Source organism: Thermogladius sp. KZ2Tp1 (assembly GCF_051131135.1).
Lineage (GTDB): Archaea > Thermoproteota > Thermoprotei_A > Sulfolobales > Desulfurococcaceae > Thermogladius.
Map to the genome: position 1 here is coordinate 1033532 of NZ_CP151274.1, position 15257 is coordinate 1048788.

At 59.9% G+C, this 15257-nt stretch carries 15 protein-coding genes; 9 read left to right on the forward strand and 6 right to left on the reverse strand.

Annotation, left to right across the window (positions count from 1 at the left end):
* Nucleotides 1-18: 18 nt before the first annotated feature.
* Nucleotides 19-1125, reverse strand: coding sequence for a glycosyltransferase family 2 protein (locus WLZ34_RS05770; RefSeq protein ID WP_434731101.1), 1107 nt, complete (start codon nt 1123-1125; stop codon nt 19-21).
* 154 nt (nt 1126-1279) lie between these two features.
* Between WLZ34_RS05770 and WLZ34_RS05775 the strand changes: the two genes are divergently transcribed.
* From WLZ34_RS05775 to WLZ34_RS05785, 3 genes are read left to right on the forward strand one after another with little or no spacing between them, the layout of a single operon-like run.
* On the forward strand, nt 1280-1891 hold the full coding sequence (locus WLZ34_RS05775) for a hypothetical protein (RefSeq protein ID WP_434731102.1): 612 nt from the start codon (nt 1280-1282) through the stop codon (nt 1889-1891).
* Between the two features lie 56 nt (nt 1892-1947).
* Nucleotides 1948-3066, forward strand: coding sequence for a signal peptidase I (locus WLZ34_RS05780; RefSeq protein ID WP_434731103.1), 1119 nt, complete (start codon nt 1948-1950; stop codon nt 3064-3066).
* The gene (locus WLZ34_RS05785; RefSeq protein WP_434731104.1) at nt 3038-3676 is read left to right on the forward strand and encodes a hypothetical protein; all 639 of its coding nucleotides are present in this window, start codon (nt 3038-3040) and stop codon (nt 3674-3676) included. Before WLZ34_RS05780 ends, WLZ34_RS05785 begins: the two co-directional genes overlap by 29 nt.
* On the opposite strand, the gene WLZ34_RS05790 is transcribed toward WLZ34_RS05785, so the two are convergent.
* Complete coding sequence (locus WLZ34_RS05790; RefSeq protein WP_434731105.1) at nt 3669-5249, reverse strand: APC family permease; 1581 nt, start codon at nt 5247-5249, stop codon at nt 3669-3671. The two genes, WLZ34_RS05785 and WLZ34_RS05790, sit on opposite strands and share 8 nt — an antisense overlap.
* Nucleotides 5250-5279: 30 nt before the next feature.
* Entirely contained in the window at nt 5280-6593 is a 1314-nt protein-coding gene (locus WLZ34_RS05795) for a TrpB-like pyridoxal phosphate-dependent enzyme (RefSeq protein WP_434731106.1), read from the reverse strand.
* Between the two features lie 102 nt (nt 6594-6695).
* Here WLZ34_RS05795 and WLZ34_RS05800 point away from each other — a divergent pair, with 102 nt between their 5' ends.
* The 4 genes from WLZ34_RS05800 to WLZ34_RS05815 all read left to right on the forward strand — a co-directional run bounded on the left by WLZ34_RS05800 (nt 6696) and on the right by WLZ34_RS05815 (nt 10701).
* The gene (locus WLZ34_RS05800) at nt 6696-7106 is read left to right on the forward strand and encodes a Tfx family DNA-binding protein (protein ID WP_434731107.1); all 411 of its coding nucleotides are present in this window, start codon (nt 6696-6698) and stop codon (nt 7104-7106) included.
* Between the two features lie 91 nt (nt 7107-7197).
* The gene (locus WLZ34_RS05805; RefSeq protein ID WP_434731950.1) at nt 7198-8727 is read left to right on the forward strand and encodes an AMP phosphorylase; all 1530 of its coding nucleotides are present in this window, start codon (nt 7198-7200) and stop codon (nt 8725-8727) included.
* A gap of 70 nt (nt 8728-8797) precedes the next feature.
* On the forward strand, nt 8798-10165 hold the full coding sequence (locus WLZ34_RS05810) for a geranylgeranyl reductase family protein (protein ID WP_434731108.1): 1368 nt from the start codon (nt 8798-8800) through the stop codon (nt 10163-10165).
* Nucleotides 10159-10701, forward strand: coding sequence for a DUF429 domain-containing protein (locus tag WLZ34_RS05815; RefSeq protein WP_434731109.1), 543 nt, complete (start codon nt 10159-10161; stop codon nt 10699-10701). The genes WLZ34_RS05810 and WLZ34_RS05815 overlap by 7 nt, the downstream gene beginning before the upstream one ends.
* On the opposite strand, the gene WLZ34_RS05820 is transcribed toward WLZ34_RS05815, so the two are convergent.
* Nucleotides 10693-11637: a DHH family phosphoesterase gene (locus WLZ34_RS05820; RefSeq protein WP_434731110.1), complete on the reverse strand. Its 945-nt coding sequence runs from the start codon at nt 11635-11637 to the stop codon at nt 10693-10695. The genes WLZ34_RS05815 and WLZ34_RS05820 overlap by 9 nt on opposite strands.
* A gap of 61 nt (nt 11638-11698) precedes the next feature.
* Entirely contained in the window at nt 11699-12304 is a 606-nt protein-coding gene (locus tag WLZ34_RS05825) for an alpha/beta fold hydrolase (RefSeq protein WP_434731111.1), read from the reverse strand.
* Nucleotides 12305-12399: 95 nt separating this feature from the next.
* Between WLZ34_RS05825 and upp the strand changes: the two genes are divergently transcribed.
* A complete protein-coding gene (gene upp, locus WLZ34_RS05830) occupies nt 12400-13068 on the forward strand; it encodes a uracil phosphoribosyltransferase (protein ID WP_434731112.1) in 669 nt (222 codons plus the stop codon).
* 37 nt (nt 13069-13105) lie between these two features.
* Entirely contained in the window at nt 13106-13789 is a 684-nt protein-coding gene (locus WLZ34_RS05835; protein WP_434731951.1) for an HAD hydrolase family protein, read from the forward strand.
* On the opposite strand, the gene WLZ34_RS05840 is transcribed toward WLZ34_RS05835, so the two are convergent.
* The gene (locus tag WLZ34_RS05840) at nt 13786-15183 is read right to left on the reverse strand and encodes a phosphoglucomutase (protein ID WP_434731113.1); all 1398 of its coding nucleotides are present in this window, start codon (nt 15181-15183) and stop codon (nt 13786-13788) included. The two genes, WLZ34_RS05835 and WLZ34_RS05840, sit on opposite strands and share 4 nt — an antisense overlap.
* Between the last annotated feature and the right edge of the window lie 74 nt (nt 15184-15257).

A 15257-nucleotide genomic window follows, 5' to 3' on the forward strand; every position in this document is an offset into this window, starting at 1 on the left:
TTTTCTCTACAATCCTATTTAATTCTTGTCTATGACGACGAAGTCTCTCACGGCTAGAAGCCCGTAGATCCTCGCGGAAGCCTCGATTAGGCCGAACAAGGGGATGGTGAAGACGAGTACGGGCTCCCCGGCCTTGTACGAGCCGTAGAGGTACGCCGACGCGTAGTATAGGCCGGCCGGCAGTATGAACCAGATTATGCCTGCTGCCAGCACGGCCGGAAGCATCGCCCAGGACGCGGTGAAGACCAGGCTCCAGAAGAACGCCCTGAACCCTACGACGAGCTTCATGGGCAGGGGGCTGTGCTTGACGTCCGAGATGACCCCCTTGAACCACCTCCCCCTCTGCTTGATCAGGTCGGCTATGCTGTTGGGGCTCTTGATGAGGACCCTCGTGCCGCTCTGCCACGTTTTGTACCCCCTCTTGACGAGCTCTACAGAGAACCTGAAGTCCTCGGTGATACTCCTGTAGCTGAACCCCACATCCTTCAACACCCTCCCCTTCACTATGAGCAGCTCGCCGTGCAGCCCTAGGAGCGGCCTCCCGAGCAGTCCCGTGAAGAACCTGTACAGGGTCACGTCGTCTAGGAACCTGGCCCAGTCCATGACGTAGGCCAGCTTGCTCCTCCCCATCCTCGGCACGAGGACGCCGTTCCCGACGAAAACACCCCTAGACTCGTAGTAGGGTATCTCGTAGAGGAAGTCGTCGTCCAGGATGATGTTGTCGTCGTCTATGAAGACGTACCACTTCTCCCTGTCCACGTAGTTTTCGATGAAGTAGTTAAGGGCCCTCCCCTTACCGACGAGGTCCCTCCTGTACCCCCTGGGGACGACCACGAGCTTGACGTGCCCGAGCCTCCTCAGCTCGGGTAGTAGCGGCGACTCCTCGTCTACTACCAGCGTTACGCCCCCGAACCTCCTCGCGTGGTAGCGGACCGTCTCGAACAGGCTCTTCCTCACCCTCTCGTCGGCCTTGGAGACGACGACGATCTCGAAGCTGCTCGCCTTCACGCCCCCTCTCTTAGGCCTGTACAGGATGTAGCCGGTCAAACCTATGGCGAGAATAGCCATGTAGGCTACGGCCAGCCCCTCGACGACCCCTATAGCGTCGCTGACTAGGTCCGGCATCACTACCACATTACTGTTGACAGAGAATACTGAGTGCGTCGAAAAATAAAACCGTTTCCGGGGGCCGGCGAAGACGTGGACAGGCTCATTGGGCGGAAGGCTTAAAAGGGGACTCAAAGGTATCATGTGATACAAACCCCCAGCGGTGCCTAGTATGAGGTTCGACAGGAGAGTACTAGCCCTAGTCGCAGTAGCAGTCTTCACGAGCATAGTCTTCGCCAGCGTCTTCGTGTACTACCCGGCATGGGTGACCGTCAGCCCCGTACAGCCGCCCGTCTACTTCGCGACGGGCTCGAACGCCAACCAACAGGACCTGGGCCCGAACAACACCATTGGCGTTTCGCTCGGGCCTAACTCTGCGAGTCTCGCCATCACGATACACCCCACCTACCAGGTGTCGTACTACAAGGACATCGTCCGCATAGTGAACGGTGACTCCTCGAAGGTGTACTACGCGTACCTGAGAGTCTATACCGCCGCGACGGGTCTACCGGACGGCTCCCAGCTAGTCCTTTACGTGTACAGTAAGGGTGCCTCTAGGAGTCTCTCCGGCTACCAGCCGCCCACTCCGGTATCGGGCACCTACCTTGCCAGCCTCGACCTGATCACCGCAACATCGCAGAAATTCCCGATAACGATCTCGGCGGGCAGCCCGGTGGAGATCGACCTCTACGTGTACATACCAGAGGGCTCCACGCCACCCGCGTCAGTTACCGCCAAGCTACTCCTAGTCTACACCACGTCTTCTACTGAGACGCCGCCGTAAACACGACACCATTAAAACACTTTTTTATCAACTCTAACAACCTCCGCGGTGCTATCATGTACCCGAGGGACCTGCCTCTACTCGTTGTAGCGGTACTGTTGGTCGCGGCGTTCCTAGCCCCTTATCTAGGCCTCCCGCCCTTCGCTCTAAGCCTTGTCGCCGGCTACTCAATGTACCCCTCTCTCAAGCCGGGCGACTTGGTCTTGAGCACCGCCGTCTGGCTGGCGGGCTTCTCGAAGGGCGACGTAGTGATCTACTGCACAGGCTTATTCCACTGCGTGGTGCACAGGGTCGTGGAAGTAGCCGGAGGCGCTGTCGTGACTAAGGGGGACTTCAACCCGGCCCCAGACCCTCCCGTCCCGGAGACGGCTGTCAAGTACAGAGAGGTCCTCGCAATACCGCTGGAGGTGTGGCTCCCGCTGGCGGTGATACTGATGACCTCGCTGTTCGTACCCCTCTGGGACCTGAGGCGACTCTTCCAGCCCCTACACTTAGAGACCACCTTGTTCGCCCTGTTCGTAACGCTCTACGCCGTGTTCACAGCCCTCTACGTGGTGGGCCAGCCGCCCTATAGAACCGTCCTCCAAGCCCCCAGCGTTGAGCTCGCGGGCTACGAGATCTCCGGGGACTACACGGCTCTCACACTGGACTACTCGACCTACAACACCAGTATAGCCGGCGTCTCCAGCTGTAGTGTTGTAAGCCCTGCCGGTCTCTACCCCTGCACCTTCGCAGAGGTGGTCAACGGTAGCAGGGTGGTAATCGGTGTACCATCATTCTTGTACAAGAAGCTCTTTCAGGCCGGGGTGAACTACTTCTACGTGAACCTGACCGCGAAGCTCGACAGAGGCCTCCTCATAGGCTACTACCCGGTACACTTCACTCTACGCAAGCCGGCGGTGAAGGTGGAGGGCTGTACCCTGCTCGTCGAGAACACCCTGCCCTTCCCCCTCGAGAACGTCTCGGTGAGAGTCACTTACGTGAACTCTACGTGGGTCGGCCTAGTGAACGTCGTGCACAGCCGGGATGAGTCCTTTGACGTGACAGTAGAGCCGATGGAGACGTACAGGCTGGAGCTCCAGGGGGTATTCGACTACGCGTATGTAAGAGTCTCCTACTACTACGGGAACGAGAGCGTGGTCTGGGTTGGGAGAGTCGAGCCCTGTAGTCGGTGAGGGGGAGAGGTACGAGAAGGTCCACTACGTCACGGGGCTCCTCACCCTGTTCTACGGAGTCTACATGGTCCTCGCACTAGTGCTACCGCTCTACAGGGTCTACGGGGTCCTCGACGGTCTGGTAGCGTTCTCCTACTACCGGGTCACCTACTTCGGCGCGCCGATAACGGTAGACGAGCTCGACAGAACGAGCTACATGGCCGCCCCCCTCGTCCTGTTTACCGTCTACATGGTGTTCAGCGGGGCCAACCTGCTGCTCGCCCTATTAGAGGGCGAGGACTACACTGTCCAGCTCAGGCTGTGCTTCACGGGAGGGCTGGTGGGCGCGGTCTCCTCGGCGGTGTTCCTGGGCCTCTACAGCTACTTCTTCACGAGGGCCCTCTCGACCCTGTCCTTCAGCCTAGACCACGTTACCTCGGCTGGGAGGCTGATACTGGGCTCGTCGAACGTGCAGCAATTCCCCTACACGGGCCTGCTGCTGAACCCGCTGGTACACCTAGTACTGGCCTTGGCCACGCTCCTGTCCTCCACCCTGTCCACCCTACTCCACACAAGCCGCGGCTGGCCGCCGGAGCCCCACGAAGCAGAGGGCCCCAATCACGCTAGGTAGTTACCGCCTCGGGGGCCCAGAACCTCTTCATCACCAGTAGCAGTGATACAAGCGCTAGCAGGCCTATGAAGGAGTTGGCGGCGACGTCTACGAGACTCACATTAGACCCGGAGTAGAGCAGCATGAACCAGCCCGAGGCGAAGCAGGCCGCGCCGACAGCGGTCTCGAAGACGCGCCTCTTGAAGGGCAGGCCCTCGTAGAAGCCGCCCCGGATCCAGGGCAGAACTGCGAGGGAGAGACCTGTCAACCAGACGAGTATACTGTAACTGAAGTCGAAGAGCTTCAGGAGAGACGCGACTGGTATCAGGCCCTCCACGGTCAAGTAGCCTAGGAGGAGTCCCACCAGCCCAAACGAGAAGACAACGTTGTTAGCCACTATAGGCACGCCTCTGACACCCGTCACCCTTGCCAGCGACGGGGGCGCCATTTTGTCGACCGCGAGTGCGTACAATATCCTAATAGCCGCTAGCCAGATTGTGTAGGCAGTGTTGAGGAACCACATGAAGGCCGCTAGTCCTGCCAGGAGTATCAAGTACTTGTCGCTGGTGAAGAGGGACAGGTACACGAAGATCGACGGGGGTACCAGGGGCGTCCCGCTGAGGCTCCCCAAGACTCCGCGGTAGGTGTAGTAGAGGTAGGAGTACGACGCGACGAAGCTTACCCCTAGCTTGGCCTCGACGACGAAGGGGACTAGGAGGTAGAGAGCGAAGACTGTAAGGAAGCCGAGCAGGTAGCCCCTCGTGTACGACTTCACCGGGTCTTCGACCTCGCCGGCTACGAAGCTGGCCGACTCCAGCCCCGCGTAAGCCCAGAGAGCGGCGACCATCATACCACCGGTAGCGGCCGCGAGAGGAGCCGGGGTTAGAGGGGTCACCCCTCTGACGGCCCCCTTCAATGCGGCGTTCTCGAGTAGCACGGGGTTTAAACCGGTCGCTCTAGCCCAGTTCTCGTAAATAGTGCCAGGGTCTGCGAGGTACAGGGCCACCGTGTACGCCAGCGTGATTAACAGCGGCGTTACCACTATTGGGGCTAGGACCCACTTCAGCCGCCTAGTCCTAACGCTCGCGAGGATGAATAGTGCCGCTACCACTAGTACGCCCAGGTAGAGCTCCGTCAAAGGCTGGTTTAACACCACGCCCAGGTCCACCAGGAGCTGGTCGCCGGAGGCGAGCCCAGCCAAGAGGACGTCCCCCGCCAGCGCCTTGAGCCCGTAGTAAACGAGGAAGCCTAGAGAGAGCAGACCACCGCTGGCGGCCATGTAGTACCAGATCGCGATGAAGGCCACGACGGGAGAGACGGCCCTGGATATCAGCACGTAGGGCGCGGCCGCCCTCTGGACGTTAAGCGCGACGTACATGAAGGCGAGGACCACGGGGACGTAGACCAGGCCAGCGAGGAGGTAGGCAAGTAGGTTCGAGCCCCCGTAGAGCCCGGGCGTACCCAGCATCTGGATTGTGAAGAAGGTGAAGCCCGAGGCTACGGGGTTGGCGACGACCCAGAGGAAGACCTCGAACCAGCCGAGCCCCCGCTCGAGGGTGTAGACCTTCCACTTCTTGATCAAGAGCCTACCCATGTTGTTTTTCCTGTTCCTAAAAAATAAAAATTACGTGTCCGGCAGGGCGTTGTAGAGGTACTCCTCGTACCCCTTTAAGTCGAGTAGCCCGTGCCCGCTGAGGTTGAAGACTATGACGGGTCTCTCGCAGGACCCTCTGTACTTCCTCGCTATGTCTATCACGGCCTTCACGGCGTGGGCGCTCTCCGGGGCGGGAACTACCCCCTGCAACCTCGCGAACAGGACGCCGGCCTCGAACACCTCCCTCTGCCCGTACGCCACGGGCTCCACTAGCTTGTGGTTTACGAGTATGCTTAGCGACGGCGCCACCCCGTGGTACCTGAGCCCCCCGGCGTGTATGGGGGGCGGGACGAACTCGTGCCCGAGCGTGTGCATCTTCAACATCGGCGTCAGCCCGGCCGTGTCACCGAAGTCGTACCTGTATTCGCCTCTGGTCATGGACGGCACTGCTCTGGGCTCTACGGCCACGAACACGGCGCTCGTCTTCCCTCTAAGCCTGTAGTAGAGGAAGGGGTACGCCAGGCCGGCGTAGTTGCTCCCGCCGCCGACAGCCCCCACGACGTATGCCACGTCCTCGACTCCGACACCCAACTCCTCCAACTGCTTGACCGCCTCCTGCCCTATCACGGTCTGGTGTAGGAGGACGTGGTTGAGGACGCTTCCGAGGCTGTACTTGGCCTCTCCCCCGCTGTTGATGACGTCCTCTATGGCCTCCGATATCGCGATGCCGAGGCTGCCCGGGTGGTCCGGGTTCTCCTGGAGCAGCTTCCTGCCGAAAGAGGTTACACTGGAGGGGCTGGGGTAGACCTCGGCCCCGTAGGTCTCCATCAGTATCCTCCTGAAGGGCTTCTGGTTGTAGCTCGCCCTCACCATGAAGACCCTTACCTTGATGCCCACTAGGCTACCGGCTAGAGATAGGGCGCTACCCCACTGCCCAGCGCCAGTCTCTGTACTGAGCCTCTTTACGCCCTCGAGCTTGTTGTAGAACGCCTGGGCTATCGCGGTGTTGAACTTGTGGGAGCCAGCAGGCAGGACCCCCTCGTACTTGAAGTATATCCTCGCGCACGTGTCGAGGTACTTCTCGAGGTTTCTCGCCCTTAGCAGCGGCGTTGGCCTCCCGGCTTGCAGGTAGTACTCGGAGAGCTCGTCGGGTATTTTGATGAACCTCTCGTCGCTGAACTCCTGCCTGACGAGTTCCCTGGCGAAGAGTGCGTGGAACATCTCGGGTTTCACAACGGTTCCGTCCGGCAAGATGTAGGGGGATATCTTCTCCGGGAGGTCTGGGACTATGTTGTACCAGGTATTAGGTAGGAGGTCGGGTCTTTGGGAAGACCTTAACTCCATTCCAACATGGTCCCACCAATCCCATATCGGAGGCCCCCCTCAGTATAAAAGCTTTCACTTTATAGAGCCGCTCCGTGTATTAAAGCAGTAAGTGGTGTAAGTATGGGAAAGTACGGCCTCTTGACCGAGAAGCAGTACGAGGTCTTGAAGCTGAGAGCCAAGGGTCTCACCCAGGCAGAGGTCGCTTCCAGGCTGGGGATGTCTAGGTCGGCGGTTGCTATCGCGGAGAAGAGGGCCCTCAGGAAGATAGAGCTCGCGGCCGAGACCCTCAGGGTCTACCGGGAGATCATGGCCGTGAAAGTGATAACGCTCGACGAGGGGGTTAGGCTAGTCGACGTACCCAGGACGGTCATCGACGAGGCAGACAAAGCGGGGGTCAAAGTCAAGGCGAACTTCGACTACATATTCGGGCTTCTACGTTTCAAGGCAGGCGCCGGCTACCCTAGGCTCAAGAAGAGGGTCAAGATCTACCTGATGAGGGACGGGAGCATAGACGTGGAGGAGACCGGCTGAGGCCGTGTTCGGAGAGCCCGCTTGACCAGGTTTTTAACCCCTTAAGGATATAGAATAGTATCTCCTACGGCCCGTGTTGAGGGTAGTAAGCATGCTCGTATCCAAGGAGGTCAGGAATTTTACTGCGGGCGTGCTCGAGGTTTCCACGGGAAGTCCCCTTCTAGTCGTGAACGAGCAAGACGCTCTCGAGATGAGTTTAACACCCCACTCTAAGGTCCTCGTCAAGTACGAGGACAGAGAGGCCTACGCCACGGTTACGCTGACCAAGACCATGGTGGCGAAGGGGAGGGTTCTCGCGTCTATCGAGCTGGCCGATAAGCTCGGCCTGAAAGAGGGCTACCCGGTTCAGGTCAAGCCCGCAGGCCTCCCCGGGTCGTACGCGTACCTGCTCAAGAGGATTCGGGGGGAGCGTCTGAGCTACAACGAGATGTACTCGATAATAAGAGACGTCGTGAACGGGGCATACGGCGAGGCCGAGATAGCCGCTTTCTTGCTCAGCCAGCAGTTTTACGTCCTAGACGAGGACGAGCTCACGAGCCTGATAAAGGCCATGGTAGAGACAGGGGTGAAGATAAGCTTCGACGAGCCCGTCTTCGACGAGCACAGTATTGGCGGAGTCCCGGGGAACAGCAAGGTCGCGATGGTGGCGGTACCCATTGTCGCGTCGTTCGGCCTGCTCATCCCGAAGACTAGTAGCAGGGCTATAACCAGCCCGGCTGGCACGGCCGACACGATGGAGGTCCTAGCGAGAGTGGACTTCACAGCGGAAGAGATAAGAGAGCTCGCCAAGAAGACGAGAGGGCTCCTGGTCTGGGGCGGGAAGCTCAACCTGGCCCCAGCAGACGACATCTTCGTGAACGTGGAGAGGAAGCTTTCCATAGACCCGTGGCACCAGATGGTCGCGAGTATACTGAGCAAGAAGCTCGCGATGAGCGTCGAGTCCCTGGTGATAGACATTCCCGTCGGGAAGAAGGCGAAGATAGAGGAGCCGGGCCACGCAGACCAGCTGGCGGGCCTCTTCATAAGGCAGGCCGCGAAGCTCGGCATGAGGGTCAAGGTGGCCATCACGTTCGGGGGGCAGCCCATAGGCATGAGCGTGGGGCCCGCCCTCGAGGCGAAGGAGGCGTTAGAGGCCCTGTTGAACAGGAGGGGCTCGAGGAGCCTCGTCGACAAGGCTGTCCTGATAGCCGGCTTGACCATGGAGTTGAGCGGTAAGGTGCCGCCTGGTCAGGGCGAGAGCTACGCAAGGGAGCTGTTCTCCTCGGGCAGGGCCTACGAGAAGTTCAAGGAGATAATCGAGGCCCAGGGCGGCAACCCCAACATTAAACCCGAGGAGGTCCCGCTTGGCAAGTACACTTACACGTTCAAGTCGCCTCTAGAGGGGGCGGTGACGTACATCGACAACGCGGCGGTAACCATGGTGGCTAGAGCGGCGGGGGCCCCGTTCGACAAGGGCGCCGGGGTACAGTTCCACGCGAAGGTGGGCTACAGGGTCAACAAGGGCGACCCCCTGTTCACCTTATACAGTAACAGCGAGAGCAGGCTCGAGGAGGCCATCTCGCTGGCGTCGAAGTACTCCCTTATAACCGTGGAGGGCATGTTACTGAAGACTCTCCCGTGACCCCCAGCTCCGCTTAAAGCTTATTTCGTTCAACAGGGATTAGCCTCTCCAAGTGCAGAGGTGTACTCGCGTGTACGACGTAGTAGTGGTAGGTTCGGGGGTCGGCGGGCTGTACTCCTCGCTCGTGCTGGCCTCCAAGGGCTTCAAGGTAGCCCTCGTGGAGAGCAAGCCTAGGGGGAAGATCGGGGACAAGACCTGCGGCGACGCTATCGGGGTGCACCACTTTGAGCACATCGGGCTGCAGATCCCCGACAACGTGTTAGACCACAGGTATAGGGGTGTGAAGATAAAGAGCCCCAGCGAGGAGCACGAGATAATCGTCCCGGGAGAAGGGGTCAGCGTCAACAGGGTCGGGTTCGGGCAGTGGCTACTGAAGAACGCCCTAGACCGGGGTGTCGAGCTGTACGACGAGCACTTCCTGGTCGGCGTGGAGGTCAGGGAGGGGAGGGTGAGCAGCGTAAAGGTGAAGAAGACCGGGGGAGGGGTAGCCGACCTGAGGGCGAGGTTCTACATAGACGCGAGTGGCGCGAGGCCCGCTCTGAGGACCAGGCTACCCGAGGACTGGCCCATCGCCGAGAGGCCGTACGAGACGGACTTCAACCTGGCGTACAGGGAGGTCGTCGAGCTCGAGAGCGGGGTGAGCGAGGCGGACGTCCACTACGCCGTCATATACCTCAACACGAGAGTGGCCCCCGGCGGCTACTGGTGGATGTTCCCCAAGAACAGAGAGGGCACGGTGGTGAACGTCGGGCTCGGGGTGATAGGGGGGTCGGGGCTCAACCCGAGGCACAACTACGACAGGTACTTGAGGGAGAGGTTCAAGGGGAGGGTAGTCCACGCGGGGGGAGGTATTGTGCCGACGAGGAGACCCCTCCCAACAATGGTCTGGAGTAACGTGGGGAGCGTGGGGGACGCAGCGTACACCGTGAACCCAGTCCACGGAGGCGGGATAGGGTCGACTATGGAGGCCGCGAACATACTAGCAACACACCTGGCGAACGTCCTTGAGCAGGGGGAGCCGGACACGGGCAACATGTGGGAGGTGAACTTGAAGTACCTAGAAGCGTACGGGGTCAAACAGGCCAGCCTCGACGTCCTTCGCATGTACCTCCAGAGGCTGTCCAACGACGACTTCGACTGGATAATAAGGAACAGGCTGGTAGACGGCTCGGCCGTATACGACATAGGCGTAAAGGGTAGCCTGGGGGACAGGGTCGTCAGCTCTGTCAGCACAGTGATCAAGCTCCTCGGGAGGCCTAGCCTGCTGGGGGAGCTGAGGATAGTCAGGAACTACATGAACAAGGTTACGACCTTGTACAGGGACGAGTACCCGAGGAGCCCCGAGGGGATTAGGAGCTGGGCGAGTAGAGTCGAGGAGCTGTTCGAGGAGTATGCGAGACTCATAGGGTTCGACAGGGGACCTAGAGTTAAATGGTGACAGTAGCCGGCGTAGACCTGCGGGGGAGCGATCGAAGGCCCTCGGGCGTAGCGGTGATTTCGGGGAGGGACCTACGCGTCGAGTCGCTGTACAGCGACGAGGAGATAGTAGACTTCCTCACGCGCCATAAAGCCCTGGTTGTCGCCATCGACTCCCCCCTCTCGCACAGCCCCTCCTACAGGCACGTCGACAGGGTTATGGTCAGGCTGGGCTTCAGGGTGCTCCCGCCTGGCTGGAGGGGCATGAGCATGCTCGTCGAGAGGGGGGTGAGGCTCGCCTCGCGCTTAAGCAGCATGGGCGTAGTCGTGCTCGAGACGCACCCCAGGAGCGCGCTCAAGTCGAGTAAGTGCCACGGCCTGGGCGAGCTGGCGTCAAGGCTAGGATTGGCCTTGCCTGGCAGGCTCACGAGGGACGAGGAGGACGCTGTGGTAGCCTCGGCTGTGAGCCTTATGTACGTGGAGGGCGCAGTCGTCGAGGTAGAGGGCGTGGACGGCAGGATCTACCTGTTGCCCCCTGTATGCGGGGGCTCAGACTAGGGCGGAATATACCTTGTCGGCTACGTAGTTCAAGAGCACCTTCTTGTCCACTAGCGAGAGGAGCTTCCTCGACAGGGGGATGCTCACCTTGGCGCCGCTGGCGTACATGTGCCCTCCCCCACCCAGCTTCACCGCGACCCTTCTAACGTCTACGCTCCTACTCCTCAGGCTCAGCTTCCCGTCGGCCGATGCTATCACGGCGACGTCGGCGCCGTACCTGGAGAGCAGGTAGGCTGCGAGGAAGCTGTTCTCGACATCGCTATTCTCGTAAGCCGCGACCACGCGGATACCGTCCGCCTCTCTAACGACAATGCTCTCTACGCTGGACAGGGCCCTGAGCTCCCCGTCCACTGCTTCCTCCACTTTTTCAGTGAAGCTACTAGTCCAGGCCCTCCCCTTAAAGACCTCCCTCATGACCTTCAACCTCCACGAGTCGCTGTCGCCCCTCCTGATGAGCCTGAGGTACCAGCCCCCCCTCCAGTGGTCGAACGTCCACAAGTCCCCGGCGCAGACGCCCGGGACGAGTTCCTCGGCTATCTCCCTGTTCACCCTCCCCGCGGCGTAGTACCTGTAAACGACGCCGGTCGCGCACGTCGACGTGTCGAGGTATAGCTTGACGCCGACCCCACGTATCGCTGCCACCCACTCGCCATCCCACAGGTGGTGGTCGTACCACTCCACGCTCACACCTTTCGCTGCGAGCTCTCTGATCGAGCCTACTAGCTCGGGGAAACCGCCTGGGTTGACGCCGAGGTCTATCACTACCAGCTTCTCCACCTCCTTGATCTTGCCGAGTTTTTCGCCGAGTAGTCTGTGCAGTTTGTAGGGCTCGGTGAAGTAGACGTACCTAGGCCACTCCCCTGAAGCCAGCGCGTAGACGCCGGCCCCCGCTACACCGTCCATGTCTGTGTGCGTTATGACGGCGTACTCGGCCACTATAAACCACGCTCTCTTAACACTCTGATTAAAGGGTGTTTTTAAAAGGTGCGATGTCCGCTCACGGAGGTTTAGGCAGAATCTTGTTGTAGAAGTCCGCGAAGTCCCTGAGGAACCTACTAGGCTGGTCTAGGTACAGCGCGTGGCCCGCGCCCTCGTAGACCACTAGCTCCCCTCCCGCGGCTGAGGCGAAGTCCCTCAACTCAGCGTAGTCGACTACGTCGTCTCTCTCCCCGTAGAAGATCCTCATTCTCACCTTCATTCTCCTGAAGGCGTCTACAAACTCCCCCGCCCCGACTGGCGCAACTAGTAGAAGACCCGCGACAGGGTTTGACGTGGCGTACCTCAGGGCGATGTAACCGCCGAGGCTCGCCCCTACGACTAGGGGCGGGACTTCGCCGAAGAACGCCTTGTAGGCGCTCTTGGCAAACTCCACGTTCTCCACGGGGCTCCTGGTGTGTTTGATGCACTTCGAGACCCTACCGTACGGCATGTCTACTGCGATGTAGGGGATCCTCCTCCCGTCGAGTTCGCCTAGGAGCCCTATGTCCCTCCAGGCATCGCTAGTGAAGCTGTACCCGTGTAGGAGTAGGACTGGTATGCCTGGCCTCTGCTCGTATATCACCCTGCACCTGTTGTCCCCGTAGCCGTAGAGGTCCTCGCGCATTTGCCTCACATTTTCCATTTTTAGCTCACTGGGGTAATATCCCTATCCGTTACATCAAGTTTAATAGTCTCCAGGGGGATTAGTTAGCCAGGGCTTTGCTGAAGGTCAGGGTGCTAGATCACCCGTACATACAGGTAGTCCTCACCACTCTAAGAGACAAGAGCATCAGGCAGATAGAGTTCAGGAAGGCCATGGTAAGGCTCGGCAGGGCCATGGGCTTTGAGATAACGAGAGACCTAGATTTGGAGCGCGTGGAGGTCGAGACACCACTAGGCGTCAAGACGGGGGGTGTCAGGTTCAAGGACATGGACAAGGTGGTGATAATAACCGTTTTGAGAGCAGGCATGCCTATGACGGAGGGGCTGATAAAGATCTTCTACAACGCTAGGCAAGGTGTAGTCTCTGCGAGGAGGGTGGAGGAGAAGGGGATGCACCCGGACAAAACCTTCGACGTCGAGATCACGTACGTGAGGCTGCCGAAAATAAGTAGTGAGGACACCGTCATCATAGTGGACCCTATGCTGGCTACGGGCTCGACGATCAGGGAGGTCCTCAAGATAGTGCTGTCCAAGAGCAGGCCCCGGAAGGTCTTCGTCGTGGGAGCCATAGCTACACCGCTCGCGATCGACAGGGTTAGAGAGGTGGTCGAGGAGTACAACCTGGACGCCACGATCTACACAGCGGCGGTCGACCCCACAGTCAACGAGAAGGGCTATATAGTCCCCGGCCTAGGTGATGCAGGGGACAGGGCATTCGGAGAGTGAGCCTGACCGGGTCAGAGCGCTGGTGGAGACTCGTTTGGTGGATAGGGCTCTCGTGTTCGACTACGACGGGGTACTGGCGGAGATAGGGAGAGACTTCCCCCTGCCCTGGGTGCAGGGCGTTCTCCGAGAGCTGAAGAGGAAGTACAGGCTGCTGATCGCCTCTACGAGGAGCACGGGTTTCCTGGTCGAGCAAGTCCCCTCTGCCGACGCGTACATCGGGGTTAACGGCCTCGAGGTCCTCGCGGGGGGCTACCTCGTGTACCCCTTGGGGGCTCTCGACGAGCGCAGGTCTAGAGACGTCGAGGAGCTGTACAAGAGGCTGAGGGAACCTTGCCTCCGGGTAGAGCTGAAGAAGAGCCTTCTAGGGAGGGCTCTCGGGCTGGGGGTCGGGTGGAGGAGGTGCCCCGGTAAGCCGGCGGACGTCGTCGCGGTCGAGGAGGAGTCTGAAAAGAGGGGGCTCTTCGTGTTCAAGTACCAGCGCCCGTTCATAGAGGTCTACGTAGCTGAGACGAGCAAGGCCGTAGGGTTGAGGGTTGCCAGGGCGCTTCTCGGAGTCTCAGAGGTCTACTTCTTCGGGGACAGCGAGAGCGACATAGAGGTGTTCGGCGAGGTCGAGCACCCCGTCTTCGTCAGAAACGAGTACAACCGCCACCTGAGCCCGCCAGGTGTCGTGGAGGTCTGGCAACAGGACCTGCCCGCGTTCTTGAAGAGACTGCTCTAGCCCACCGTCACTTCCTCGACTACAGCAGAGTACTCTTTTACCGTTCTCCCCACCTCCGACTCTACGGTCTCCACCATCGTCCTGAGCTTGTCTCTCGACGGGGCCTCTATGTAGAACCTTATCTTAGGCTCTGTACCGCTACGCCTTACTAGGAACCAAGAGCCGTCGTCGTAGTCGTACCTGTACCCGTCTATGAGGGTCTCCCTCAAGGGCTCCCCGAACTTGTTCCTGAGGTTCTCGGCCAGCCTGCGGTAGACGGCGTCCAGCTTCTCCTCTGGCTTCAACTTGTAGCTCCTCCTGTCCCACGGGTACTCCTTAATCCCCCTGTCCTTCAGCACCTCGGCGAACCTCTTGCCCTCCTCTACTACAACCCTGCTTATCAGAGCGGCCTGTAGCACGCCGTCGACCCACGGCCCCCACCTGGGGTAGATGAGCTTCCAGGGCTCGGCCGCTATCACAACGCCGGGGTCCTCCTTCACTCTCTCGTGAGTCTTGCCAAGCAGGTACCTCTCTACGCCGAGCCCGTGCCTCTCGGCGACCTCGTCCACCACCCGTCCAGTGTCCACGCTCACGACCACCCTCCCCTTCGAGCCTCCGCCCAGCTCGTCGATGAAGAAGGCTATGACCCTGTCCTGCTTTATGAAGCCCTCTACTGGGTCGAGTACCGCTAGCCTGTCGGCGTCTCCGTCGTGTGCGAGGACGGCCGCCGGCTTAACGCTGGAGTAGAGGCCTATGTAAGACTCGAGGACGTCTTTCCTCGGCTCGGGCGTCCTCACGGGGAAGAAGCCGTCCGGGTTGGCGTTGACCGTGAGTGGGGTGGCTCCCATCATCCTGAGAAGAGTGGGCGTCACATGGCCGGCGGCCCCGTTTGCCAGGTCGACAACTAGTACGGGCCTCCAGGCTACCCTCCGCGGGCGCGCCAACTCGTAGAGGTCCTCGACGTAGTCGTCCACGAGGCCCGGCTCCGTGTAGAACCTACCCGCCTCGCTCCACCCCAGGGGTGTTACGGCCTTGTTGAAGACTGCCTCCTCGACCTCTTTTTCCAGCCCCCTGACGAACTCAAAGCCTTCCGGGTCGTAGAACTTGAGCCCGTTGTACTCCGGGGGGTTGTGGCTAGCAGTTACGCTGACGCCGACCCCCCTCCCCCCCTTAGCCGCGTAAGCCGCGACGGGCGTGGGTGCTAAGCCGACTAAGTAGACGTCCACCCCTCCCGCCATAAGGCCTGCAGCCGTAGCGAGTGTTAGGACATGACTTGTCGTCCTGGAGTCGTGGACGATAAACGCCTCGCGGGAAAGCCCCAGCCTCGAGACTGCTAGCCCTATCCTGTAGCACAGGACAGGGTCTATCTCGCCGGGGTACCGTAACCTAATGCCGGCAGTGCCGAAGAGCCTCAAACCAAACCCCGGTTTAAGCAATAGTATACCACGATATATACCTGTTTTTTGTATCACGTTCTGACAACCACCCC